General features: G+C 44.3%; 25 protein-coding genes. 14 read left to right on the top strand and 11 right to left on the bottom strand.

The window, feature by feature from the left end; translation table 11 throughout:
• Positions 1-75: 75 nt before the first annotated feature.
• The 8 genes from NST58_RS02370 to NST58_RS02405 all read right to left on the bottom strand — a co-directional run bounded on the left by NST58_RS02370 (position 76) and on the right by NST58_RS02405 (position 6849).
• A complete protein-coding gene (locus NST58_RS02370) occupies positions 76-405 on the bottom strand; it encodes a helix-turn-helix domain-containing protein (protein WP_036682795.1) in 330 nt (109 codons plus the stop codon).
• 169 nt (positions 406-574) lie between these two features.
• The gene (locus NST58_RS02375; RefSeq protein WP_036682781.1) at positions 575-1183 is read right to left on the bottom strand and encodes a TasA family protein; all 609 of its coding nucleotides are present in this window, start codon (positions 1181-1183) and stop codon (positions 575-577) included.
• A 90-nt stretch (positions 1184-1273) separates the two neighbouring features.
• Complete coding sequence (locus NST58_RS02380; protein WP_076124645.1) at positions 1274-1864, bottom strand: signal peptidase I; 591 nt, start codon at positions 1862-1864, stop codon at positions 1274-1276.
• 1 nt (position 1865) lies between these two features.
• Positions 1866-3041 carry a hypothetical protein gene (locus NST58_RS02385; RefSeq protein WP_076219723.1) on the bottom strand — a complete coding sequence of 392 codons (1176 nt, stop codon included), beginning with the start codon at positions 3039-3041 and terminating at the stop codon, positions 1866-1868.
• Positions 3042-3420: 379 nt separating this feature from the next.
• Positions 3421-4398 carry an aldo/keto reductase gene (locus NST58_RS02390; RefSeq protein ID WP_076124641.1) on the bottom strand — a complete coding sequence of 326 codons (978 nt, stop codon included), beginning with the start codon at positions 4396-4398 and terminating at the stop codon, positions 3421-3423.
• Between the two features lie 52 nt (positions 4399-4450).
• Complete coding sequence (locus tag NST58_RS02395) at positions 4451-4666, bottom strand: hypothetical protein (protein ID WP_051491260.1); 216 nt, start codon at positions 4664-4666, stop codon at positions 4451-4453.
• A 90-nt stretch (positions 4667-4756) separates the two neighbouring features.
• Complete coding sequence (locus NST58_RS02400; protein ID WP_036682773.1) at positions 4757-5323, bottom strand: PadR family transcriptional regulator; 567 nt, start codon at positions 5321-5323, stop codon at positions 4757-4759.
• Positions 5324-5328: 5 nt separating this feature from the next.
• Complete coding sequence (locus tag NST58_RS02405) at positions 5329-6849, bottom strand: MDR family MFS transporter (RefSeq protein ID WP_036682771.1); 1521 nt, start codon at positions 6847-6849, stop codon at positions 5329-5331.
• A gap of 266 nt (positions 6850-7115) precedes the next feature.
• On the opposite strand from NST58_RS02405, the gene NST58_RS02410 reads away from it, so the two are divergent.
• The 9 genes from NST58_RS02410 (at position 7116) to NST58_RS02450 (ending at position 15396) form a co-directional block, all read left to right on the top strand.
• Entirely contained in the window at positions 7116-7463 is a 348-nt protein-coding gene (locus NST58_RS02410) for a metal-sensitive transcriptional regulator (RefSeq protein ID WP_076124636.1), read from the top strand.
• 53 nt (positions 7464-7516) lie between these two features.
• Entirely contained in the window at positions 7517-7717 is a 201-nt protein-coding gene (locus tag NST58_RS02415; RefSeq protein ID WP_076124634.1) for a copper ion binding protein, read from the top strand.
• 113 nt (positions 7718-7830) lie between these two features.
• Positions 7831-10293 (top strand): heavy metal translocating P-type ATPase, encoded by a 2463-nt coding sequence (locus NST58_RS02420; RefSeq protein WP_076192712.1) that lies wholly within the window; start codon positions 7831-7833, stop codon positions 10291-10293.
• A gap of 31 nt (positions 10294-10324) precedes the next feature.
• Positions 10325-11077 carry an oxygen-insensitive NADPH nitroreductase gene (gene nfsA / locus NST58_RS02425; protein WP_076220221.1) on the top strand — a complete coding sequence of 251 codons (753 nt, stop codon included), beginning with the start codon at positions 10325-10327 and terminating at the stop codon, positions 11075-11077.
• A 195-nt stretch (positions 11078-11272) separates the two neighbouring features.
• Positions 11273-12181 carry an ABC transporter ATP-binding protein gene (locus NST58_RS02430; RefSeq protein WP_339246050.1) on the top strand — a complete coding sequence of 303 codons (909 nt, stop codon included), beginning with the start codon at positions 11273-11275 and terminating at the stop codon, positions 12179-12181.
• Positions 12182-12183: 2 nt separating this feature from the next.
• Positions 12184-12918, top strand: coding sequence for an ABC transporter permease (locus NST58_RS02435; RefSeq protein ID WP_036682760.1), 735 nt, complete (start codon positions 12184-12186; stop codon positions 12916-12918).
• A gap of 4 nt (positions 12919-12922) precedes the next feature.
• Positions 12923-14077, top strand: coding sequence for a sensor histidine kinase (locus NST58_RS02440; protein ID WP_076282343.1), 1155 nt, complete (start codon positions 12923-12925; stop codon positions 14075-14077).
• Positions 14074-14676 (top strand): response regulator transcription factor, encoded by a 603-nt coding sequence (locus tag NST58_RS02445; RefSeq protein WP_036682756.1) that lies wholly within the window; start codon positions 14074-14076, stop codon positions 14674-14676. Before NST58_RS02440 ends, NST58_RS02445 begins: the two co-directional genes overlap by 4 nt.
• Before the next feature lie 18 nt (positions 14677-14694).
• Positions 14695-15396 (top strand): histidine phosphatase family protein, encoded by a 702-nt coding sequence (locus NST58_RS02450; protein ID WP_076220222.1) that lies wholly within the window; start codon positions 14695-14697, stop codon positions 15394-15396.
• 521 nt (positions 15397-15917) lie between these two features.
• Here NST58_RS02450 and infC read toward each other — a convergent pair.
• Together infC and NST58_RS02460 are read right to left on the bottom strand one after the other, a co-directional pair.
• Positions 15918-16436, bottom strand: a complete 519-nt coding sequence (gene infC, locus NST58_RS02455) for a translation initiation factor IF-3 (RefSeq protein WP_076185653.1) — start codon at positions 16434-16436, stop codon at positions 15918-15920.
• Positions 16437-16497: 61 nt separating this feature from the next.
• Positions 16498-17403: a LysR family transcriptional regulator gene (locus tag NST58_RS02460; RefSeq protein WP_339246054.1), complete on the bottom strand. Its 906-nt coding sequence runs from the start codon at positions 17401-17403 to the stop codon at positions 16498-16500.
• Positions 17404-17512: 109 nt separating this feature from the next.
• On the opposite strand from NST58_RS02460, the gene NST58_RS02465 reads away from it, so the two are divergent.
• From NST58_RS02465 to NST58_RS02485, 5 genes are all read left to right on the top strand, one after another.
• Entirely contained in the window at positions 17513-17917 is a 405-nt protein-coding gene (locus NST58_RS02465) for a tautomerase family protein (RefSeq protein WP_076218989.1), read from the top strand.
• A gap of 1 nt (position 17918) precedes the next feature.
• Positions 17919-18248: a carboxymuconolactone decarboxylase family protein gene (locus NST58_RS02470; protein WP_076124622.1), complete on the top strand. Its 330-nt coding sequence runs from the start codon at positions 17919-17921 to the stop codon at positions 18246-18248.
• 84 nt (positions 18249-18332) lie between these two features.
• Entirely contained in the window at positions 18333-19907 is a 1575-nt protein-coding gene (locus NST58_RS02475; RefSeq protein ID WP_312149643.1) for a sigma-70 family RNA polymerase sigma factor, read from the top strand.
• A 265-nt stretch (positions 19908-20172) separates the two neighbouring features.
• Positions 20173-22563 carry an ABC transporter permease gene (locus NST58_RS02480; protein ID WP_339246060.1) on the top strand — a complete coding sequence of 797 codons (2391 nt, stop codon included), beginning with the start codon at positions 20173-20175 and terminating at the stop codon, positions 22561-22563.
• 102 nt (positions 22564-22665) lie between these two features.
• Positions 22666-23643, top strand: a complete 978-nt coding sequence (locus NST58_RS02485) for a phosphotransferase (protein ID WP_339246063.1) — start codon at positions 22666-22668, stop codon at positions 23641-23643.
• Between the two features lie 47 nt (positions 23644-23690).
• On the opposite strand, the gene NST58_RS02490 is transcribed toward NST58_RS02485, so the two are convergent.
• Positions 23691-24584 carry an AraC family transcriptional regulator gene (locus NST58_RS02490; protein ID WP_076124617.1) on the bottom strand — a complete coding sequence of 298 codons (894 nt, stop codon included), beginning with the start codon at positions 24582-24584 and terminating at the stop codon, positions 23691-23693.
• Positions 24585-24663 lie beyond the last annotated feature (79 nt).

The following is a 24663-nucleotide window of genomic DNA, read 5'->3' on the forward strand; positions in this document are numbered from 1 at the left end:
ACAGCGGTTCTTCGCTGTGTCCTTTTTCGGTATGATTTAGTAGAAGAGAGGATCGTACCAGATTAGTAGGAAGTATTAATCCTTTTGATCGAGCTTCCATTTCTGATAGTCCAGAAATTCTTTGAATTCGCGTTTGCTAATGCCTGAGTCCATAGCTTCCTGCACCAATCGGAACCATTCCGAATCTAAATGTGATTCCTCTGCATCATTGGGTTCTCCATAGAGTAGGGCATGAATGGATACCTGAAGCGCGTCAGCGATTTTTTCGATAAACTGGATGGATGGATTGGATTGGATGTTTCTCTCCACGTTGCTAAGATACGACTTAGCCACATCTGCTCTGTCCGCAAGCTCAGATAGGGAGAAACCCTTGTCTAGGCGGAGCTGCTGGATACGTTGGCCCATATTCTGTGGCACTATGCTGACGCCCCTCCGTAATTTTTGTTATTAGTATAGCAAATATCAATAAATCGGACAAAGTTTATTGTAAAGAGAAGAGCAGCAATCTGCTTATCCGTGGCCGGATTCAGGATCTGCTGCTCTTCGAGTATTTTATTAAATTACTTTATTGATCTTAGTAGTCTTTTTTCGCACCTTGTTTAGCTACGAAATCCCAAGTCAGTGTTAAGCTATCGCCTTGGAAAATATTTTGATCTTGGTTATTTTCCACAAATTCGAATTGGACGGAGAAGCTGTCGTTGGTACCGGCTTTAATACCGGATGCTTCGGTAAAGAGTTGATCCCAACCTGTATTTTTTACGAGATCCGGATGCTGACTTTTTAAAGCAGCAAGTGTAGTCTCATAAACTACATTTTCAGGAGAGACGATAGGTACTCCTTTATCATTATTTCTAAGGAATTTAACTTTAATGAACTCGGCTAAATCCAGGTAGTTATCTCCTTTAGCATCCGTGATTTGAGTCGATGTATTCAGAATAATAGATCCGATATCGAGCGAACCATCGTTTTTCAATTTGAAGGATTTAGTTACCGTATCACCTGGTTTCAGGTTAGGAATATTAACGATGACAGAAGGGTCGGAGTTCAGATCGAGCGTGCCCGCTGCGAATGTAGCTGTGCTTTGCGCAGTGTCGCTAAAGTATGCGAAGGTTCCTCCGCCGATTAATGATAAACCCAGTGCTGCAGATGCTACGCCAAGACCCAATGTTTTCTTGATACCCATAATAAAATTCCTCCTCAAATTTGTGTTTGAATTTTTTATAAAATTTATATATTGTATCTTCCGGTTCGTAAGCGGAAGTGGACAATCAACTTAGGGCTGTGTTTCTGTTGGGGGCGGCGACGCTGGCAGTAGGGCAGCATTTTTCTTTTCTAATGCAGCTACAGCCTTCCAAGAGGTATACAGAGCATAGAGCAGAAGCATCAAGCCAGGCACGATCATGAGGACTACACTTCCAGCTTTGGAAACCGCGAAATTCATAGCGTAACCGACATAGGGTACAGTGACCCCGGTATACTGAGCTACAACATTCACAGAACTGGTAGGGTTCATGTCGGGCGCGTCGTTGTTATCGCCTTTAGTGCGATAAACAGCTTCACCAGTAGCGTTATTGACGGTCGCTTCTACAATCCGGTGAGTAATGAGCAGATTATCTTCATTCCTAAAGGTGATGACATCGCCTGGTTTGAAACGATTCATATCCCCTCCGGGTTTTAATGCGACAATTGAGCCTGTCTGAATTCCTGGTTCCATCGATCCTGAGAGTACGGTTTTGATCTCATATCCGAAGAAAGCAGGTTCACCGCCGGAGGCCTTGGATAACACTACGGCTGCCACCAGCAGAATAAAGATCACAAGCATTAAGCTCGATAGGGTATTATTGATAATTTTTTTAATTCGCATCTTATTCTCCACCTTTCTCAGGTTGAGGGTCCGAAGGAGCTTGGGTTGCTACCGGCGGGGTAGTCGTACTGTCTTCCGCCTTTGGCGTCTCTTGTGGAGCCTCTTGCTGAGGGACATCTTTTGGAATTGTGAGCTCTTCGTCAATTTCCGGCTTTACCGGGTCAGTGGCTGGGGCTTCAGGTTGTTCTTTATTTGGGGCTTCCGGAGCAGTTTCGCCTGATGTTGGAGGGGTTGCCTCAGCTTTCGCTTTATCCTCGGCTTCTTGTTGCTTTTTCTCCTCAGCCAAACGTTCTTCTTCTTTTTTCGCTTCTTCTTCTTTCTTTGCTTGCTCTTCTTCTAGCCGAGCTTTTTCAAGCTCTTCTAGTTTTTGCTCGCGAGTCTGACTGATCAATTGGAGTTTATCTTGAAGGGTAGTGATACCTGAGGTTGCCGATTCTTTATGGTTAGTCAATTCGGTATTTAGAGCTTCATAAGATGAGGTGAGGTCGCTAGAGATCACGCCGTCTGGTTGAGTGAAGGTAATCAGGAATGGCAGTGGCTGTGGGAACTCTCCTTCGCGTAATTCAAGTTGTCCATAAACATCACTGGTAACTACCGAAGCGAATGGAAGACCGACATCGTGTATGGAGGTTAGGTAACTAATAACTCCATTTAAGGAAGCATTCAAGGATTCCGAGATCACACCGCTTTGATTCAGGCTGCTTTGTAAATCTCTGAAAAATTGCTCGTCCTTGATTTCTAGACAGTTGGAATCTAGAGAAGTCATATATCCTCCTATCTGGAAGAGTAAGGCTGCTGCTGCACTTAGCTCATTGTGGATTTGATTCCAAATTTGGCTGTTAGCCGCCAGTTGCTCGTTAACGCTATCTATTTGGGATTGAAGCGCCGCTATTTGCGAAGAAATCTCTTCTGCAGCGACATCAAGCTCTTCCAGCGACATCCCTTCTATTCCCGAAACGTCCGAGTAGTTAGCTGATGAGGAAAAGGGCTGTAGTGATTCTTTTAAAGTGAGCGCTCGATTAACATGCTCTTTGAACTCTGTAAGCAGTGCCTTGATCGAATTCGGAAATACTTCGCAAAAGCTAATCGTGCTAGTGGTTTGCGTAGCGGCTCCAAAGCCTCCATAGGTACCACCAACTTGCTGCGAGGTATATAGAAATAAGACGGAGACAGCCATTCCTGATTGCAGTATACGTAATCCGATTTTCCTGTTTCTTCTAGGTCTTCTCCTTGCTGATCTGGGTCTCAGAGGAATACCTCCCCTCAATGTCTGTTTCTTTGGTTCGTTATTATCGTTCTTTATTAAGAACAACTTCTGTAATGAATCATACATGGAATAAATCAAAAAGAAAACTGCCAATAACGCGCATTTGTACTCTATAAAGAACGAAAATGATAATTTATCTCTAAATAACTCCATATATCGCTCGATTACTAAATATATTCTCAATAAAGAACGGTAAGTTAGAGTGATTCGCAAAAAAATACCCGGCTCGCAGTAGTAACGCGAGCCGGGCATAAGCGGAGTAATGAAATTGAGAATATAAATGTATATGTTACGGAAGTTTTGAACCGCGTGAACTAACATACAGGTCATACCATTCTTTACGGCTAAGCTCCAGCTTGTCCGCATCGGCACAGGCAGTAATACGCTTCGGATTCACAGTTCCAATAACAGGCTGAATGGCAGCTGGATGTGTCATTAGCCAAGCCAGTACAATGGCTTCGGGTGTTGTTCCTTTTTCATCTGCGAGCTGTTGGACCATAGCTGCTGTTTGGACGATATTCTCCGGTTGATCCTCTAATGAACGCCCGCTAAATAGACCTTGGGCGAGTGGCCCCCAAGCTTGAAGCTGAATGTTCTCCATTCGACAATGTTCAAGGGTTCCCTCAGGGAAGATAATATCCTTCCAGGGTTCACGATTTACACTGATTCCAGCATCCACCCAGCTGATCTTAGCCAAGCTCATATGCAGCTGGTTTACGATAAAAGGTTCATCGCAATAAGTCTGCAGCAGCTTGATCTGAGCGGCGCTCATATTGGAAACCCCGAAATGACGAACCTTACCAGCGGCCTTCAGTTGATGTAATGCGGAGGCTACTTCCTCGGGATCCATTAAGGGATCAGGTCTATGCAGTAGAAGAATATCAATGTATTCGGTCCCAAGTCGTGACAATATTCCATCTACACTGTTCAGAATATGTTGGCCAGAGAAATCAAACGTATTAGTGCTGTCTCCAGGCTCCATTAGCTTAATTCCACATTTAGATTGAATTATGATTTCTTCACGTAGTCTTGGACGATCCTTAAAAATCTGACCGAATACCTTCTCCGCCTTCCCACGAGTATAGATATCTGCATGATCAAACATGTTGATGCCGATGGAAAGGGCGGCATCAACCGCTTCATGTCCCTGTTTAACATTCTCCGCAGTAATCGGCTCATGGTCCCAGTCACCGCCTAGCCCCATGCAGCCTAAAGCAATGCGGCTTGCGGGAATCCCGCGCTTGTTTAAAGGTAACGCTTTCAACAATGTGATTCCTCCTTGGAAATTATGATTGCGTACTTGTAGATATTGTACACTCTCAGAAGCCCGTATGGTATTTTTTGTCGCTGGAAGAGCGGTGTTTGGTCTCTTCTTTATTCTTTTCTTCTTGCTTTTCCAGCGTCAAATCTTCCATCGGAATCGGGTCTACATTCTGCTCACTTTCATGAAGATCGAATAGACTTTCTTTTTCTGTTGGATATTGTTCCGGGTGATCCCGTTTGTCACTATTCAGCTGATGTTTTTCTTGAGTCATTTTTACCGCCTCGCCTTTCTTTGAGATTTAATGGCTATTGTGCTCGTTAATAAACGTATTTTGACTCCCTTAAACAGAAAAAAGAGGCCATTAGGCCTCTAAATTCAACGGTGTCCCTATGTCTTTTAGCTTGCGTGCTACAACATCATCGTATAGGCGCTGCAGCCATTTCAGCTCAGTCAGGGTGTGCTCATATGTACCGTACATTAGATGCAGGGCAGAACGAGGCACGATGGAGATATGCTCCTCGTATACCTGATAAGCCAGATTAACCTGATGTTCTGTTTCCCGGAGGCGTTCCTCGAGCAGCTTCTCAACCTTGCTCTGATCGATATGACGGGACATAGCCAGGGCCATATACATCGGATGATAGAAGGGTTCGTTTTTCTTAATTTGTTGCAGGATAAGCTGTTCGAATAAAGCTTTACCTTGCTCCGTTATGGCATAGATTGTTTTGTCCGGCCGATCACTGCTGCGGATGACCTCTAAAGCTTCTATATAACCATCTTGTGCAAGCTTATCCACAGCATAATAGAGTGATCCCATCTGCAGCTTCGTGATCCGGTCCATGGAACGTTCCTTCATCACTAATGTGATTTCATAGGGATGCATGTTCCGCTCCAGCAGTAAACCTAAAATGGCTAATTTCATGGACATAATGGTTACCTTTTGCCCTCTGACGCCTGAACAGCTTTAGCAGGAATGGTAAGACGGTCTTTTGGCATGAGCAGTACAAAGACTAGACCGAGCACTGCAGGAATCAAAGCCCACATAAAGGTTTGTGCAATAGAGGTGGATAACGCACTTGATATTTTTTCTAATATTTCAGCAGGGATCTTTGCTCTTGCTTCAGGTGTTAACGCAGCGCGTGGATCTCCGAAAGCTGCTGACTGTTCACTACCGCCAAAAGCATCGCTTAGACTGTTAGTAAAGCTATTCCGCTGAATAATCCCGAAGATCGTAATTCCCAGCGTCATTCCAAGGGAGCGCATGAAGGTACTGGTCGATGTTGCCGACCCCCGTTGGCGCATATCGAAATTATGGATAGCTGCCATACTCAGCACGGAGAAGGAAAAGCCTACGCCGAACCCAGTCAGAGCCATAAATACATTAAGCATGAGGCGGGAGGTATCTGGTGATAAAGTGCTTAGGCTGTAGACCCCTGCGACAAAGCAGACTGCGGATAGGATCATAATGTTGCGGAAGCTGGTTTTTGTTGTAAGCAGCCCCCCGGTCTGACTGCCAACGACCGTACCGATCATCATCGGCATAAGGATCAGCCCTGAGTTCGTAGCTGAGCCGCCAAATACACCCTGCACAAAGATAGGAATGTAAATAGTAGCTACGATAAAAGCAGAGCCATAAAATAGGCTGGTCACACTGCTTGTTGCAAACAACCGTTTGCGGAACATAGCGAACGAGATCACAGGTTCAGCAGCTACTCTCTCAATAAGGATAAACGCCAGCAAGAGAACAGCAAAACCTACGAATAAGCCAAGGATGGCACTGGAATCCCAAGCATATTGATTACCACCAAGTTCCAGAGCGAACATTAGGCAGATAATCGCGCCAACCAGAGTGAAGGCTCCACCCCAGTCAATGCGCTGTTTAGCGTGGGAGATCGACTCCTTATAAGAAGTTGCAATCAGGAACAGTGCAATAATTCCTAGCGGCAGGTTAATGTAGAATACCCACTGCCAACCAACATAGTCGGTAATATAGGCACCGAGTAAAGGTCCAAGTACACTGGAGATTCCGAAGACGGCTCCAAAGAGACCGGTCAATTTTCCTCTTTTTTCAGGCGGGTAAATGTCGAAAACGATGGTGAAGGCGATTGGCATTAGTGCACCGCCGCCGATCCCTTGAATGGCACGGTAAATACTGAGCTGTGTGATACTGGTGGCAGTACCGCACAAAGCCGAGCCAATCAGGAATACAATCAATCCGAAAATGAAGAAACGTTTACGTCCATACATATCAGAGAGCTTGCCGAAGATAGGGGTTCCGGCCATTACCATTACCATGTAAGCGGAGGTTACCCATACGATTTTATCCAGACCGCCAAGATCTGAGACTATCGTTCCCATAGCTGAAGCTACAATGGTATTGTCCATTGCGGACATAAGAATACCAAGCAGCAGGCCAACCACTACGAGTTTAAGATTACTTTCTTTAGTATGCATGCTTCGCAGCTCCTTTTTCTTAATAGTGATAGTGATAGTTCTGTTCGGAAAATGTTCATAATTAGAAGCAAAATTTATTATATTCAAATTTGAATAGGGAGGCAATAGTTTTTTTGAAAAAATAGAGATGTATAGCCAACCGTAGAAGAATACGGCGGTAATATAGGGACAAACTACCCGTGGAGATCATCTGTGGATGAATTAGGAATGCCTCTTGACATACCCTACGGGGGTATATTATATTATAACCAAGGAGGCTGATTCTTATGTCTACTGCCAAGAAAGAGCAAGCTGCAGAATCCTGCGACATAAATTGTCATTCTTCATCATCAGGAGAACGAAAAAGTCATCATTCGGCAGAATTCAAGAATAACTTGAATACGCGCCTCAACCGGATTGAAGGCCAGATCCGCGGGGTAAAGGGTATGATTGAACGGGATACCTATTGTGATGATGTACTCAACCAGCTCGCAGCGGTACAGGCGGCGTTAAATGGTGTCGGTAAGATGCTGTTAGAAGGACATATGAAAAGTTGCATTGTTGAGCGAATCGAAGCTGGCGAACATGAGGTTATCGACGAGCTCCTAATTACGGTTAACAAATTAATGAAATAATAAGCTAATGCTTCTAGAGCATAGCTTCACAACATTTATTGGAGGTTATATTAATGTCAAACGCTACATTAAACGTTGAAGGAATGTCTTGTGGTCACTGTGTTAACTCCGTAGAGAAAGCCGTAGGCAATCTTGGAGCCACAGCTAAAGTTGATCTTGCTGCTAAGAAAGTTTCCGTCGAGTATGATGAGAACAAAGTAAGCCTTGGTGCGATTAAAGAAGCAATTGTAGATCAAGGGTATGACGTAGTTTAATTTGAAGCACAGTAATAAGGCTTGGAGTGATATGGGGAAGCTACCCAAAGCTCCAATGCCTTTTCTTTTAGAAATTATCATACCCTATAGGGGTATGTGGAGGCGTGGAAATCATGGATAAAACCAAAACAACAGCTTCACCAAACGAACAGCAGGCAACTGTACAGATTACAGGCATGACCTGTTCCGCTTGTGCAACCCGAATTGAGAAGGGTTTGTCCCGGATGGACGGCGTATCTCGTGCGAATGTGAATCTAGCCTTGGAACAGGCTACAGTTGGATTTGATCCGACAGTATCAGGGTTGCCACAAATTGAGGATAAAATCCGTTCTCTTGGTTATGACACTATTAAAGAATCTGCGGATTTTGATATATCGGGGATGACCTGTGCTGCGTGTTCCTCACGGATTGAAAAAGTGTTGAGCCGTACACCGGGTATAGCAGCAGTTAATGTGAATTTAGCGCTGGAAACAGCACATGTAGAATATACACCCGGTAATATCAGTCCAAGGGAGATCATGGAGAAGGTAAGCAGTATCGGATATAAAGCTTCTCTTAAAGAAGACCGCAAGGATCATGTGGATCGTCGTGGAAAAGAAATTCAACATAAAAAGTGGAAATGGATCATTTCTGCAATTCTTTCGTTCCCATTGTTATGGGCGATGGCTGGTCATTTCTCCTTCACCGGCTGGATTCCAACACCGGATATATTTATGAATCCTTGGTTCCAGCTTGTACTGGCTACCCCTGTGCAATTTATCATCGGTTGGCAGTTCTACGTCGGTGCTTATAAAGCCCTTCGTAACCGGAGTGCCAATATGGATGTGTTGGTCGTATTAGGGACGTCGGCAGCTTATTTCTACAGTCTTTATCTGACCATTGATTCCTTAAGCATGAAGGGAATGAATCATACTGTAGAAATGTATTATGAGACGAGTGCTGTACTCATTACACTTATCCTTGTCGGTAAATGGTTTGAGGCGCTGGCGAAAGGCCGTTCCTCTGACGCAATCAAAAGCTTAATGGGTCTTCAGGCAAAAACCGCCCTCGTAATTCGGGATGGGCAAGAAATGAATATCCCGACAGATGAAGTTATTCCTGGTGATATTGTATTGGTGAAGCCCGGAACAAAGGTACCTGTGGATGGTGAAGTTGTCGAGGGGTCTTCTTCTGTGGATGAGTCGATGTTGACCGGAGAAAGTATTCCTGTGGAGAAAAAACCAGGGGATACCGTGATCGGTGCCACTATGAATAAGAACGGTATCTTGAGAATCAAAGCCAATAAAGTGGGTCGCGACACTGCGCTGGCTCAAATTATCCGAGTAGTGGAGGAAGCTCAAGGCTCCAAAGCTCCGATTCAGCGGATTGCCGATGTAATCTCAGGGATTTTTGTGCCGATTGTTGTGGGTATTGCCGTAATAACTTTTCTGATCTGGTATTTCTGGGCAGCCCCTGGCCAGTTCGCTGATGCCCTCGAAAAAGCCATTGCAGTGCTCGTAATCGCTTGTCCATGTGCGCTAGGTCTGGCAACGCCAACCTCCATTATGGCAGGATCGGGCCGGGCAGCAGAGCTTGGAATCCTCTTCAAGGGCGGGGAACATTTAGAGGGAGCGCAAGGGATTCAGACCGTTGTGCTAGATAAAACAGGTACAGTGACGAATGGTAAACCCGTGCTTACCGATGTTGTGACTACTACTGGAATTGCAGCTTATGGAAAAGAAAACGCGGAAAACCGATTGTTAGCTTTAACAGCAGCTGCTGAAAAGCTATCTGAGCATCCACTTGCGGAGGCTATTGTTGCTGGCGCTGCTGATAGAGGTTTGGCTTTGCCTACTGCTGAGCAGTTTGATAATGTGCCCGGACGTGGAATTATGGCCGTTGTTTCCGATCAGCAGGTTATGGTAGGCACGCGGCGGATGATGGAAGATCATCAGCTTGATATCACAGAATGGACTCCAATTATGAAGAAGCTGGAGGAGTCGGGAAAGACAGCTATGCTAGTAGCGGTAGAGAGTGAAATCGCTGGGATTGTGGCCGTTGCTGATACGATTAAACCGACCTCAAAAGCGGCTGTAGCCGCGCTCCATGATATGGGTATTGAAGTCGTAATGATCACTGGTGACAATAAAATTACAGCTGAGGCTATTGCGAAGCAGGCAGGGATCGAGAAAGTGTTAGCAGAGGTTCTGCCAGAGGGCAAAGCCGAAGAGGTTCGCAAGCTCCAACAGAATGGGACTAAGGTTGCCATGGTTGGGGATGGGATCAACGATGCTCCGGCACTGGCTACTGCCGATACGGGTATGGCGATTGGGACAGGAACGGATATAGCTATGGAAGCAGCTGATATTACGCTGATGCGCGGGGATCTGAAGAGTATTCCTGATGCGATCATGATGAGCCGCAAAACGATGAGAAATATTAAACAAAATTTGTTCTGGGCGCTTGCTTACAATACAATAGGAATACCGATTGCTGCACTTGGGTTTCTAGCCCCATGGCTGGCAGGAGCTGCGATGGCATTTAGCTCCGTGTCTGTTGTCTTGAATGCACTTCGGCTACAGCGGGTAAAGCTGTAATATCACTATCACTATTTAGGGAGTGGCCACAGTGCAAGTAAATAACGATACAATTTCTCTGTTAATGAAACATGCATCTGTCCGCAAGTTTCAGGATAAGCCAGTAAGTGAAGATCAGCTTAGCGCTATTATTGGAGCAGCTCAGATGGCTTCAACCTCAAGCAATGTTCAGGCTTATAGTGTTATTGCAGTTACTGACCCGGCACTAAAGACGGAGCTTGCGGGACTAGCGGGCAATCAGGCTTATATAGAACAATGCCCAGTGTTTTTGGTCTGGTGCGCTGATCTGTATCGGCTGCGCGAGGTGACGAAACCTCATTTGCAGGGAGAGACTTCTTATGAAGATTCTGCTGAGAACCTGATTGTAGCTACCGTTGATGTTGCGCTTGCTGCACAGAATGCTGCAGTGGCTGCGGAATCACTAGGACTTGGAATTGTATATATCGGTGGAATCCGTAACCGGATCGCGGAGGTATCGGAATTGCTGGGACTGCCTGAATTGGTCTATCCGCTATTCGGGATGTGTGTAGGTTATCCTGACGGAGCTTCGGGCCTGCGTCCGCGGCTTCCACTAGAGGCTGTTCTGCATCGTAATCGCTACAATGCGGAAACCACTGTGGAGCAGGTCAAAACTTACGATAAAGTCTCCTCAGACTATATGCGTGAGCGGACCCACGGCGCCAAAGACACCCCTTGGTCGGCCATTATGGCGGAGCGATTGGCACAGCCAGCACGGCTGCATATGAAGGAGTTCCTGCTGGAAAAAGGATTCCTCCGGAGATAACTAAACTCTCTTCACCTAAAGAGGCTGCCTTATTAGTAGTTCATTCTACTGATAGGGCAGCCTCTTTTTTTTATTCGAAGCCAGGAAGGTGACAGTTGTCATCTTAAAGAAATGACAGTCCATACTAATGTCATGTCTTCTTTTTCCATATGATTGAAATAGATCAAACGCATTCGGAAGCGGAGGGATTACGTTATGGATAATATTATAGAAATGCACGGGGTCAGCAAAATATATAAGGATAAAAAGGCCGTAGATAATATCAGCTTTAACATTGCTAAAGGTTCGATTACAGCTATTCTGGGACCGAACGGAGCGGGTAAAACAACGGCATTAGGCATGCTGCTGGGGCTAATAGAGCCTACCGAGGGTACAGTGGAGTTGTTCGGTCATCATCCGAAGGATAAAGCAGTACGTGAAAAGACTGGAGCGATGCTGCAGGAGGTAAGTGTAATGGATCGGCTAAAGGTGCGGGAGATCATTGATCTGATCCGCAGCTATTATCCAAAGCCTATGGATATGGAGTTTCTAATTAAGACTACTGGACTTGCGCCAGCCGATTTGAATAGATACGCCGAGAAGCTCTCGGGCGGTCAAAAGCGTAGTTTGGGCTTTGCGCTAGCCCTCGCGGGTAATCCGGAGCTGATCTTTTTCGATGAACCTACAGTCGGACTTGATATTACTTCCCGGCGGCGGTTCTGGGAAACGGTTCGTGGACTTGCGGAGCAAGGAAAAACGATTGTGTTCACGACCCATTATTTGCAGGAAGCAGAAGATATTGCGGATCGTATTCTATTATTCAGTAAAGGCCACTTAGTTGCGGACGGAAGTCCAGCTGAGATTAAATCGCGGATTGTGAAGCGTTCCGTGTCCTTCCTGCCTGTGGGTGATCGCTCGCAATTGCGCAGAAACCTGCTAGATTTAGCTGCTATAGAGGATTGTTATGAAAAAGATGGCCGCATTCACGTGACCACAGAGGATACAGATGAGGCGCTTAAAGCGATTTTTGTGGCTGGACTTCCTGTGAAAGATGTTCGAATTGATCAGGGACGTTTGGATGAGGCTTTTGAACAATTGACCATGAACCAAGAGGAGGCTGTCTAACCATGAGACTAATTACTGTACAGTGTAAAGCGGAAATGCTGCGGATCATCCGTAATCCCTATTATGTGTTCTGGTCTTTGCTCATGCCCATCATGTTCTATTTCATCTTCACCCGGGTGGTCAATACAGGTAGCGATGACCTAACGTGGCGTGCTCATTATTTAATGTCCATGGCGACCTTCAGTGTAATGGGCTCAGCCATTATGACGCTTGGCATCCGGTTGGTGCAAGAACGAACACAAGGCTGGACCACCTTTATTCGGATTACACCGCTGCCGGGATCGATCTATTTTTTCGGAAAAATGTTCGGACAGACGATGATGCATCTGTTTTCGGTCATTTGTATTTTTATCGCAGGCTATTTAATCAATGGCGTCTCTTTATCCGCAGGTCAATGGGTGCTTAGCGGGCTGTGGATCCTGATCGGTTCTCTTCCATTTTTAGCGATTGGTACGCTTGTAGGTGCTATGAAACGGGTGGATACAGCCAGTGGAGTCAGCAACGTGATTTATATGGCTCTTGCTGTAGCAGGAGGCATGTGGATGCCGATTGAGATACTGCCACGATTAATGCAGCGGATTGGTCATTGGTTGCCTTCCTATAACTATGGGAATGGAGCCTGGGAAATCGTTCGTGGCTCAGCTCCGACATGGAGTAATGTCTTGATTTTACTCGGATATTTGGTAGTTTTTATGTTACTATCGGTCTATATTCGAAAAAAACAGGAAGCGGTGTGAATGAATGTCTGAGCGTGCGAAGTTCCGGTTATTTCCACAAAAACAGGGTTTTTTCCCTTTTGTATGGGCTGTTTATCTGGTTTTGCCCATCCTGAATTTGCGCGGGGAGACTGGAATGAAGCTCATCCTGGGCGGGATTATGATAGCGGTGTTTGCCATCAGCTATCGCCAGCTGTATTGGGTGCGGGGTGGAGTGTTTAATGTTTGGTTATTTATTCAAATGTTAATCATCGTGGTGCTTAGTTTGTTCTATACCCCCTATAATCTGTACATGGGCTTTTTCACCGCAAATTTTATCGCATATTATACGGAGAATAAAGGGTTCAAAATTGCATTTGCTTCTTTTGTGATCATGATCCTTTCGGTGCTGGTCTTAGTGGGTCGTGAGATGGAGTGGGGAAGCGTGATGTTTTTAGCTCCGTTTATTATTATTATGTTGATTAGTCCGTTCGGAGTGAGGTCCATGAATCGGAATCAGAAGCTGGAGAAAGAGCTGGATCAAGCCAATGAGGTGATTAAAGAGCTGGTGAAGCGTGAGGAACGAATGCGAATCGCCCGTGACCTGCATGATACTCTTGGCCATACCTTGTCCTTGATTACGTTAAAGAGCCAACTCGTAGAGAAGCTGGTGACGAAAAATACGGAGCGAGCCCAAGAGGAGGCGCGGGAAATTCAGCGCACTTCACGGGCTGCGCTCCGTCAAGTGCGTGAGCTAGTGTCGGAAATGCGTGCGGTCTCAGTGGCAGAGGAACTGGCTGAAGCTGGAGAGATGCTGCGGACGGCAGAGATCGCCTTAGAAGTGGAAGGGGATATCTCTCTGGAGGGGGTATCCGACCTGACGCAAAATATCCTCAGCCTCTGTATCAAAGAAGCAGTGACTAATATCGTAAAGCATAGTAGAGCGGACAAATGCTTCATAGGAGTGGCAAAGCTGGCTGGAGAAGTGCGAATTACCGTTAAGGATAACGGCATTGGTCTACAGCATGGGGAGAGAGGGAATGGTGGGCTTAGTGATGGAAATGGCATGAAGGGAATGGCAGAGCGTCTATCCCTGATTGATGGCTCCCTGTCGCTAAGCTCAGCTGAGGGTCAGGGAGCTACGCTGATCGTTACCATCCCGCTAATCGTAAAAGATGCACAAGGGGGTGAGACTGCATGATAAGCATTGTTATAGCGGAGGACCAACGTCTGCTTCGGGGAGCGATGGCTTCTTTGCTGGATCTTGAAGACGATATCGAAGTAGTCGGAGAAGCTTGTGATGGGGCGGAGGCGTTAGCTTTAATCGACAAGCTTCAGCCGGATGTCTGTCTCATGGACATTGAAATGCCGTTCAAGAGCGGGCTGGAGGTTGCAGAAATATTGCGGAGTAAGGGTTGTCCGACCCGAATTATTATTTTGACCACCTTTGCCCGTCCAGGGTATTTTGAGCGTGGAGTAAAGGCTGGTATTCAAGGGTATTTGTTGAAGGACGAGCCTGTAGATAAGCTAGCTGAATCTATTCGTCGTGTCATGGCTGGACATCGGGAGGTATCTCCTGAGTTAGTCTTCGGCAGTCTGCGGGAGGAGAATCCATTAACAGCACGGGAGCGCGAGATTTTAAAACTGGCTGGAGAAGGGCAAACCGCGAGCGAGATAGCCTTTTCGCTGCATCTGTCTTATGGCACTGTCCGCAATTACATCTCTGAAATTCTCAATAAGCTGGAAGTGAAAAGCCGGATTGAGGCGGTACGGCTGGCGGAAGAAAAAGGCTGGATTTGAGGGGAGGAGGGCATTGTTATGCAAATATTTCTGATTCGTCATGGTGATCCGGACTATTCCATAGATGATCTAACGGAATTCGGGCATCAGGAAGCAGCGGCATTGGGAAAACGCATGGCATCTATCGGACTGGATGAATTATATGCTTCACCATTGGGTAGAGCACAGACAACAGCAAGTTATGTGGCCAAAGAGACGGAACTTGTAATTCAGACAGAACCTTGGACTTGTGAATTGGATTGGACAGGGGTTATGTTGGATGGACAAATGGCGCCTATATGGGATAGTCCCGGAGAACATATTAGTGAACTATCGAGTGGAAAAAGAGAATGGTCTGATCAAACAGATCATTGGTTAAAACAAGAGGAATACAGATTGCGGTTTAGCGAACTACAAGCGGCTTCAGATCAATTCTTGCTTAGCCACCACTATAAAAGAGAAGATGGCCTATATCGTATCCTCGAGCCTTCTACCAAGAAGATTGGAGTTGTGTGTCACGGTGGCTTTGGCCTTGCATGGCTAGCCCATTTATTGCAGATTCCTTTAGCCTTGGCTTGGTCCGTATTTTGGCTTGCTCCAAGCTCGGTAACGACGATCTTGTTTGAAGAGCGCAGCGAGCACTATGCAGTTCCCAGATGTATTGGATTGGGAGATGTCTCCCACCTCTATGCTGGGGGTATGAACTATCGCCCAAGGGGATTAATGGGTAATCATGTTTAAGGTGACTGATTAAGAGCGAGCAAGGACATTGTCTATGAAGTGAAAAGCCATCCTGTAGAGGATGGCCTTTTTTAATAATACAAGAAAGTATAAGTTTGGCACGAGACATTATCCTTCTATTTCTCGCATAAACGCTTACCGTCCTTTAGGGGCACCGAAGGCGCTTTTGCTTGCATATAAGAATCATGCCCCTTGCCCAGTTCCTGATTTCCACTTGCTATTGTGCTAACGGACTTAGATGCAGCTATTTGTACATTTTAAGCCTTTTGGAGGAAGTTGCGGACTCGAGAGATCTTATTTTCCATAAATGGAGGGAATATCGTGCTATTTTAGTGATATAAAGTCTCTGAAGTCCGTTAGCATCCCAGAACAGCGAAATAGTTACGAATAAGGGCTGTGGTGTCCAAACGCAATTCTGAATTCTGCTCGCAATTAAGCTACATTTGCTGATAGCAGCAGCTTTTTCATGAAATGGTCTACTGATTTTGGTTTTGAGCCTAAATTATCTGAAATTCCACTCTTCACCGTGGATTTAATTTCACCTGTGAACCTTTGCCGCCTGTCTGGATGCCGGTATCTTTGACTCCGACTTCCTTGAGGTCAGCTACGAGGCGTTCTAGTACCGTCTTTGCGGCAGCAGCTTCCTTCGCACCGGATGCTTTGACAACTAATTGCACCGGCTTGCCGGAGCGTAGATGCTTCTCGGCCTGACGGAGCTTCGTATCGTAGTCATGCTCTTCAATATGAGCAGTGAAGCGGAGCTCTTTGACCTTCTCCTTGCTGCCGCCCTTTGCAGCTGAGCCACCACTGGCCTTGCGTGCTGAGGCTGCTTCTTTCTGCGCGGCCGCTTTTGCTTTGCCCTTTGCAGTTAGGCTGCAGGGCGGTGGGCTGCTCATTAGCGAGGTGCATACCAGATCAGCTCCCGCTGATCTGGCCATGGCCAGCGCCTCTTCCCGTGAGACGATCCCCAGCTTCTCACCCCTAAGTCCTGTAAGAACTACTTCGGATGCTCTGATTTGTTCATTGATTAATACTGCCACTTCTATGAATCCTCCCCTGATAACGATGATAAAGCTATCATATATGGAACTAGCTTGAGGTTCAAATGTGGAGCGTAGGATTAGCATTACTAATCCTCTCAATTTCTTCTTTTATGATTTGTAGGATTAGTTCTTTAGATGATGTTGCTAGATATTCTCGGTTGCGCCGCTGCAATATACCCACTTGAATGAACGGCTCGCTTAGTTCAACATCTATTTTTACGATATCTGTCATTAAAGCTGTCGAATCAAGCACTACCCCCACCCCAAGGTTCTTTCTTACAAAATGAGGAATAGCAGAAATTTGGCTTATGGTGGATAAAGTGGGCTTTGATTCGAATCTCGAAAATTGCTTAGCTAACCGAAGGTAATATAAGCAAGTGCGTCCTCCAGCTATAATTGGATATTTAAGAATTTCTCGAAATGAAATATCGTCTCGTCCGTTTAAAGGATGATTTTCATCTACTATAAAAGCGATTTTCTCGTGATAAAGCGGTTCGAAATAAAAGAAAGACAGGTCGGACGGCTCACCGCAGATGGCGAAATCCAGTTCTCTTTGTAGAACAAGTTGTGAGAGGGAATCAGTGTTACCCTGAATGAAGTTACATGCCATCTTTGGTTTTTGCTCCTGAAACTTTCGCAAGGCGTTCGGTAGGACGGATTCCATCATGGATTCAATGCCTCCGATATGAAGTGTGCCAATTTCGTCATGCTGTAAAGCTTTGGTGAGTTCTGTTACATAGTTCCAATGTTGAATAAGGTTATCGATTTCCGCTGCAAAAACTTGCCCGGCACTTGTCAGTTCTACTTCCCAGCCTCTGTGAAAGAGTTGTATGCCCAGTTCTTTTTCAAGTCGTTGAATTTGGTTGGTAATGGTAGACTGCGCATAATTCAACTTCTCGGCAGCGCGTGAGAAAGTGCCTTCTTGAAGAATGGTCTTAAAAGCCATCAGTTCTTTTAGATCCATCGATTGTCACCTCTATCGGTATAATTGATTAAGATTATTATCTTATTCAATTATATAAATCAAAATACTGAGAGTACAATAAAAGAATTCAAAGAAGGAGTGAATTAAAATGCCATTCATTAGAGTCAGTTATCTGGAGCAACAATACGACATTCATCAGCTAGAAGGAATATGCAGAGCGATTATGAGCGCGTTAATTCAGCATTTCCATGTACCGGAGGATGATCTGTTTCAGGTTTTTCATGCGCATAAAGCGGGGGAACTTTTTTATAGTAAAGATTATTTAAATATTGAACGAAGCGACGGACTGATATATATCCAAGTTACGCTAAAATCCGGAAGATCAACGGAACAGAAGAAAAGCTTTTACGCGAGGCTAGCCGAGGAATTATCGATGACGCTAAACATCAGAAAAGAAGATATATTCATTGTGCTCGTCGATACGGAATTCGAAGATTGGTCGTTTGGTAACGGTGTTGCTCAAATGCTACAACCTCCGGTTAGGGAGGTGTAATATGGCGCATCAGAAAATCGTCACAAATGTACGGGAATCGTTAGGGGAGTTCGCTCCGGCATTCGTCGACTACTCGGAAAATGTGTTATTTGGGGACTTATGGAGACGTGAGCAATTATCACTTCGGGATCGTAGCATGATTACGATTTCTGCTTTGGTGATGGGGGGCATGACGGAACAACTCCCCTATCATCTGCACTTGGCTTTAGAGAACGGCTTACAACTTGAAGAAATCGTGGAGGCCATCACCCACCTTTCTTTTTATGTAGGTTGGCCGCGAGCCTCTTCAGCTCTAGAGGTTGCAAAGGATGTAATAGGAAAAAATAAATAACGTCTGACTTTTCAATCCCATCCGTAACCTTTAGAAACTTCATTGGCACTTGTATATAATACGGAAGAAGGGAGCGGAGGACAGATGCTTCAGTATATAGAAGAGGCTAAACAAGGAGACCGACAAGCTTTTGAACAGATTGTTAAGCACTTTACACCGATGGCCAATGCAGTTGCGTTCGAAAAGCTGCGTGACTATCAATTAGCGGAAGATGCTGTGCAGGAAGCTTTCACAGAAGCCTTTTTGCATTTGAATAAATTACGAGCAGTAGAGGCATTCCCGGGCTGGTTTAAAGCTATTGTGGTGCGGCAATGTTATCGCATCTTGCGAAGAAAGCAGCATCCTGCATTACCCTACGAGGAAGCTGCGCAAGCGACAGAATCTTCATTTTCTATAGCAGATATTATTGAAAAAAAGGAAACCCAGCGGCTGGTTCACGAGTCTATAGCTGCATTAACTTCCAATATGCGGATTGCCGTTCAATTATATTATTTTCAAGGCTACTCACTACAAGAGATTGCTGACTTTCTGGGGACTTCGGTTTCGGTGTTGAAGAAGCGACTTTTTGATGCCCGCCGCAAGCTGAAAGGTGCATTGCCTGTGGCAGATGTTCTTTCCGTATTCAACCATTTGTACGAAGGGGGAAAAGCTGTGCTTCACATTGTAAATGGAGATGTAGTGGGAGAGAAGCTGCGGCAAGGAATCGTGAAAGGTGATGTACTAGTGTGGAGAGAGGTATATTCGCATGGGCCGGTATTTTTGGATCCTGCCGATGGAGATAACCGCGCTGTTCGAGCGCAATATTTGGAACAAACGATGGGGATTCCGCAGAGGGAATTTATCGCCAATAGTGAGAGGCAAGAGAAGATTTTAGCTGATTTCCATAAATATGAAGAAGTGGTGTTATGGTTCGAGCATGACCTTTTCGATCAGACGATGCTCAGTTATTTACTCCATTGGTTCTCGAAGCAGAAAATGTTAACCACCAAGCTAAGCTTACTATGCATTGGAGAGTATCCGGGAATAAAGTTATTTCGAGGACTTGGACAACTTTCTATAGAGCAGATGGAAACATTATCAGGCACATGGAAGCTAATCGGAGCCAAAGAATTAGAAGCAGGTCAAGCACTCTGGGAAGCCTATGTATCACCGAATCCAGAATTGCTGCAACAACGATTAACTACAGATACATCGGCTTTACCCTTTGCACATGACGCCTTCCGGGCGCATTTATCGCGCTTTCCTTCTACTACAAACGGACTTGGCATCGTAGAACAAATCACGCTGGAGATGATCCGTGAGGGAATAAAATCACCCTATGAGCTGTTCAAAAATGTGGGTGATAAGCTTAACATCTTAGGAATGGGCGACCTGCAATATTGGCATATCCTAAGAAAGATGGTACAAGGCACGTACCCTTTGCTACAAACCCATGGATGCAATGAGTTCCCTGTTTATAACGATTCAGTAATGCAATTTAAAGACTGTGAGCTTGTATTAACAGAGCTAGGTAAGAGTGTAATAGCTGGAAACGAAGACTGGGTGCAGAAGAATGGCAGCGATGAGTGGTTTGGAGGTGTACATCTGCAAGGATTGACTCCGCGCTGGCGGTGGAATCCGTTGGTCGGTGCGCTTCAGGAGAGAAGTGCCGAGGCGTAATTTATTAATCTAAATGTTTGCTACCCAAGGCATATTGAGCATAAAAAGACTTCCGCTAACTTGGAGATACTCAAACGCTCCAGAGGGGGAAGTCTTTTTTGTTGTATCCATATATTATATAAATAGTAAATATAGTATATATCATCTATTTAAAGGGTGATTGATCTTTGTTGGAGAATATTATCTATAGAATAAATAGTGAAAGTATTCACTTGATGATGCAAAGGGAGGAATATTCGTTATACGATAGGAGGATGATGTATCAATGTCCATACAGAATAAAACAGCAATGATAAGAATTGCAAAAGCAAATTTAAAAGCGGAAAAAACCAAAAATTACTTTGTAGGCAGTGTGATAGCTTTAGCTGCGTTTTTATTAACTGTTGTAATGACCTTTGGTTATAATTCTTTTACTAACCTACAACATGAGTCGAATTTCCAGGCTTTATTCTATAATCTCAATAACAATGAAATCTCACGATTGAAAGAAATAGAGGGAATTAATAAAATCGGACTCTATAAGGAAATAGGCAGAGAGAAAAAAGAAGAACGCTTATTGTCCATTCTCTACACGGATCAAGCCATGATGGATTTATCAAATGCCAATATCGTTCTGGGGAAGTTCCCTACAAAAGAAAATGAAATTGCAATAGAAAAAGACTTTCAGTTATCTGATGATCGAAGCCTGGGGCTTGGCGATTCTATTTCTTTGCAATTTAGAAACAATGCCAGCAAAGAATTTCAAACCAGCCAATTTGTGATTTCTGGAATTCTGCAAACAACCGCATCAGGTAACGAGAATCGAATCGGCTACAATGCTCTGGTATCAAGCGCGTTCGTTGAGGCAGATCCGTTTCTTTCCAAAGAGGATTACTCCGCGGCAATTAGCATCAACAACAGCAGCAGTTATTCCAACGAGGAACTGAAGTCAAAAATCAAAGAAATAGGGCAGCGAATGGGTATCTCTGAGAGAAATGTTCAGATCAATAATGTGAATGTGGACAGTAATAATCTGTCAGGAAGCACTGTGATATCCATCTTGTCTATCATGCTGATTATCGCACTGGCTTGTTGGCTTGTCATCTACAATATCTTTTATATTTCAATTACTAAGCGAATTAAACAATACGGACAACTTAGAGCAATCGGTGCAACAAAAAGGCAGATAAAACAGCTAGTTCTATATGAAGGGAAAAATCTTTCAAGAAAATATATCCCTATTGGAGTTATTTTTGGATGTTTAATGAGCTGGATTTTAAGTGGCTTTCACTGGAATGCAGTTCCAAGTTTTTCACTTGCCTTTTTAGCCGGTTTGCTCACCAAAGTAACAGTTAGAGCTTCATTAAACGCACCATCTAAATTCGCATCAAGAATCTCTCCTATAACGGCGATTAGACATGTAGATGCCGATGTTAATACAAAAAAGGAGAAAAGAAACTCGAAAAGACTCACACCATTTTCTTTAGCTGCATTGAACTTATCAAGAAGCAGGAAAAAGACGGTGTTGACTTTGCTGTCTCTTTTTTTAAGCGGAACGCTATTTGTTTCCTTGGGGACATTGTTAAACTCGGTCGATCCAATCTCAAAAGCAGAGAAATATTTTCCGAATCATGGTCGGTTTGATATTCAAATTAATAATGAGTTGTATTCTGAAACAACCTCATTAAGTGATCTTCAGACGGAAGGGCAACTATCTACTTCTTTAAAAAATAAAATCTTAGCTATAAATGAAGTTGAGGACGTAATCGAACATCAGTATATTGAAGCTGCTATCGAAGGAATAAAAACGGATGACGGGGCCGCGATAGTCAGTATTGAGAATATCCCTACGTTAAACAACGAAAGATGGAGTAGTCATTTGGCTGAGGGGAAGATCCCGGATGTTGATTCGTCGGATGCATCCTACATTCTCCTTAACAGCGCCAGTAGTGACTTAGATTATTACGGGGCTCATTACGCTGTCGGTGATCATATTTCATTCATAATTGCTAATGATCAGGAGAAGGTTAAACATGATTTTGAGATCATTGGAGATATTACGGATAAGAATTCAGGAACTTCATTTTATCTTCCACCCAAAGTAATGCAAACTGTAGCCCCTTTTAATAGCAATAAGAGCTACGAAGTTATTACTATGGATAAATCGAATGAAGAGTCAATAAAGAGTGAGTTAGAGGGTGTGATTCTCAATGAGGATACACTCAAATTATTGTCTTTTTCCGAAGTTGTGGAATCCAATAGAATTGCTTTTAGAACTATCACTATTTCAGTGTATAGTTTTATGGTTTTTATAGCAGTATTCAGTATGATCAATCTCTTGAACACCATAATCACCACTATTTCTGCAAGAAAAGGGGAGCTAGGCCTTATGCAAGCCATAGGAATGAGCCGAAAACAATTAATGGCTATGTTAACCTATGAAACAGGATTTTTAGTGGTTGGAAGCTTTACGATGGCTCTTTTTACGGGCAATCTAATGGGATACATGATAAGTAAGAGTGCAGGGAATATGGGGGGGCTTTCCTACATTCAATACCAATTCCCTTGGAGTGCTATTTTCCTGTATTTCTTGGTTATTTTACTTGTCCAGACTGGTATGGTTCAGTTTGTTAGACGATCAATATCGAAGCAGAGCATTATAGAGCAATTAAATTAACGATGCGGAAAGTTTAGCTATATTTAATAAATCCCTCGCCTTTATACGGGCCAAACGTGAAAATAAATAGTGAGTAGCAATTAACGTTGAAGGGTGATTTATATGCTGAAACTACCGGTGTATCATTCCGTAATTTCTTCCCATGCCATAGTACCCGTAATTAATGATCTTTATGAAATCGGGGATGTTCTGGAGTGTGGTTTTTATGAGAACGGACTTAATGATACCTATTTACTAAAGACCTCTATTGATAAATACATTCTTAGGATCTATAAAGCTCATTGGCGAAATAAACATGAGATTGATTTTGAACTGGAGTTATTGAATCACTTAAATAAGAAGAATATCCCGGTATCGGCTCCGGTAATCAGCAGGGAGGGTGGTTACCTAATTGAGCTGGAGGCTCCTGAAGGAACACGTTACGCAGTTCTGTTTACTTTTGCAAAAGGCAATTATTCCGATGGAAAAGCTAGCTGTGAATTATACGGTGAACAAGTGGCTAAGATGCATCTGGCTATGGATGATTTCGAATGTGGGCAGCAAAGATTTACGCTTAATCTGGATCATCTGCTTAAAGAACCGCTTCAATCGATTCGCAAGCCTTTATCCCACAGGCAAGAGGATATCGATTATCTAGAATCTTTGTCGGAAGTATTGGCAAATAGCATAGCTGAAATCTCATCAGAGCTGGATTGGGGGGCATGTCATGGTGATCTTCATGGAGCGAACGTACATTTCTACGAGGATACCCTGACTCATTTCGACTTTGATTGCGGAGGTTTTGGCTGGAGGGCCTATGATGTTTCCGTGTTTTTGTGGTCAAGGGTTAGAGGGAAAGAACGAGAGCATTTTGACAATGAACAATGGACTGTTTTCCTGGATTCATACCAAAAGCATAAAGTATTATCTGAGAACGATTTAAAGGCAATCCCTATATTTGTTGCTATCCGGGAGATATGGTTGATGGGTCTGCACACAGGGAACGCACAGGTTTGGAGTTGTGGGTGGCAAAACGATCATTACTTCAATACTAATCTGCAATTCCTACGTAATTGGTGTGAAGTTCATTCTATCCAATAGACAATACCCAAACAAGAAGCCACTCCATATTTAGGGGTGGCTTTACTTCAGTCATTATTCATAAACGTCTTATGATAAGCGTTACGATATTGGGTGGGCGTCATGTTTTCGTATTTTCGGAAGAGGCGCATGAAATATTTATCGTCGGTGAACCCCGTCTCTGTCGCGATGTCCCTCACGCTTAATGCGGTTCTGGTTAGTAGCTCCTTCGCTTTAGTCACACGTACTGAATGGATATATTCTAATGGCCCCATGGAGGTATGCTGTTTAAATAGCCGAGCTAGATAGTCCTTGTTGTAATTGAATTTATCCGCGATGATGGCCACGGTAAGCGGTTCGCTTGCATGTATCCTTGTCCACTCAGCTATTTTGACGAAGGTGACATCTTGCTGTGCGCGGATCAGCTTACTGGCGAACGGCTGAAGTGCATGCTCAGACAGCTCAATTAAAAGCGAGGTCAGCAAATAATTAACGCTGGAATAGGTTAAATACCCCGAGTTGGCCACATGAAGGATTTGATTCGCCAGAATATGAATCCGGTCACTATGTTCGATTTTTATGATTTGGGGCAGATATAGATCATGTACGGACCATAAGCGCTGTGTGCGCGAAAAGATTTCTTCTGCCTCAGGCTTCATTTCCTCCTCACTCAGTAATAACCCCTCGGTTGTCAGTTCGAAATGAAACCAATAAAACTTAACCCCGGGTCGTGACTCTCTATAGCCGACATGTGTGCGATTAGGCATGAGCAGAAAAGCTTCGTCAGGACCTACTTCAAATTGTTTGTTCTCCTCACTCAAATATACCGTTTCGTTCACGCCAATGATTAGTTCGTAGTTCCCCATAACACGCTCCACATGCTTCCATGGTGTTTCTGAGATAAATTCACCTGCCGCTGTAAAATGAACAGGTACATCTGCATTTATTTTTAAGTAGGTCATGCGGTCCTCCTAGCAATCAATAAGTCGGGTTTGTCCACTATTTGTACGACTGATCTACCGACAAATCAACGTTCCGGTG

It is taken from the genome of Paenibacillus sp. FSL R10-2796 (genome assembly GCF_037965315.1).
GTDB classification, from domain to species: domain Bacteria; phylum Bacillota; class Bacilli; order Paenibacillales; family Paenibacillaceae; genus Paenibacillus_AQ; species Paenibacillus_AQ odorifer.

What these genes read in the sequence shown, in the direction of transcription:
- NST58_RS02440 (WP_076282343.1), top strand. Translation starts at nt 12,923, where the DNA reads ATGTCTGAGCGTGCGAAGTTCCGGTTATTTCCACAAAAACAGGGTTTT.
- NST58_RS02415 (WP_076124634.1), top strand. Translation starts at nt 7,517, where the DNA reads ATGTCAAACGCTACATTAAACGTTGAAGGAATGTCTTGTGGTCACTGT.
- NST58_RS02380 (WP_076124645.1), bottom strand. Translation starts at nt 1,864, where the DNA reads ATGCGAATTAAAAAAATTATCAATAATACCCTATCGAGCTTAATGCTT.
- NST58_RS02370 (WP_036682795.1), bottom strand. Translation starts at nt 405, where the DNA reads ATGGGCCAACGTATCCAGCAGCTCCGCCTAGACAAGGGTTTCTCCCTA.
- NST58_RS02375 (WP_036682781.1), bottom strand. Translation starts at nt 1,183, where the DNA reads ATGGGTATCAAGAAAACATTGGGTCTTGGCGTAGCATCTGCAGCACTG.
- NST58_RS02385 (WP_076219723.1), bottom strand. Translation starts at nt 3,041, where the DNA reads ATGGCTGTCTCCGTCTTATTTCTATATACCTCGCAGCAAGTTGGTGGT.
- NST58_RS02480 (WP_339246060.1), top strand. Translation starts at nt 20,173, where the DNA reads ATGTCCATACAGAATAAAACAGCAATGATAAGAATTGCAAAAGCAAAT.
- NST58_RS02395 (WP_051491260.1), bottom strand. Translation starts at nt 4,666, where the DNA reads ATGACTCAAGAAAAACATCAGCTGAATAGTGACAAACGGGATCACCCG.
- NST58_RS02410 (WP_076124636.1), top strand. Translation starts at nt 7,116, where the DNA reads ATGTCTACTGCCAAGAAAGAGCAAGCTGCAGAATCCTGCGACATAAAT.
- NST58_RS02405 (WP_036682771.1), bottom strand. Translation starts at nt 6,849, where the DNA reads ATGCATACTAAAGAAAGTAATCTTAAACTCGTAGTGGTTGGCCTGCTG.
- NST58_RS02435 (WP_036682760.1), top strand. Translation starts at nt 12,184, where the DNA reads ATGAGACTAATTACTGTACAGTGTAAAGCGGAAATGCTGCGGATCATC.
- NST58_RS02460 (WP_339246054.1), bottom strand. Translation starts at nt 17,403, where the DNA reads ATGGATCTAAAAGAACTGATGGCTTTTAAGACCATTCTTCAAGAAGGC.
- NST58_RS02420 (WP_076192712.1), top strand. Translation starts at nt 7,831, where the DNA reads ATGGATAAAACCAAAACAACAGCTTCACCAAACGAACAGCAGGCAACT.
- NST58_RS02465 (WP_076218989.1), top strand. Translation starts at nt 17,513, where the DNA reads ATGCCATTCATTAGAGTCAGTTATCTGGAGCAACAATACGACATTCAT.
- NST58_RS02430 (WP_339246050.1), top strand. Translation starts at nt 11,273, where the DNA reads ATGGATAATATTATAGAAATGCACGGGGTCAGCAAAATATATAAGGAT.
- NST58_RS02475 (WP_312149643.1), top strand. Translation starts at nt 18,333, where the DNA reads ATGCTTCAGTATATAGAAGAGGCTAAACAAGGAGACCGACAAGCTTTT.
- NST58_RS02445 (WP_036682756.1), top strand. Translation starts at nt 14,074, where the DNA reads ATGATAAGCATTGTTATAGCGGAGGACCAACGTCTGCTTCGGGGAGCG.
- NST58_RS02485 (WP_339246063.1), top strand. Translation starts at nt 22,666, where the DNA reads ATGCTGAAACTACCGGTGTATCATTCCGTAATTTCTTCCCATGCCATA.
- NST58_RS02450 (WP_076220222.1), top strand. Translation starts at nt 14,695, where the DNA reads ATGCAAATATTTCTGATTCGTCATGGTGATCCGGACTATTCCATAGAT.
- NST58_RS02470 (WP_076124622.1), top strand. Translation starts at nt 17,919, where the DNA reads ATGGCGCATCAGAAAATCGTCACAAATGTACGGGAATCGTTAGGGGAG.
- NST58_RS02400 (WP_036682773.1), bottom strand. Translation starts at nt 5,323, where the DNA reads ATGTCCATGAAATTAGCCATTTTAGGTTTACTGCTGGAGCGGAACATG.
- NST58_RS02490 (WP_076124617.1), bottom strand. Translation starts at nt 24,584, where the DNA reads ATGACCTACTTAAAAATAAATGCAGATGTACCTGTTCATTTTACAGCG.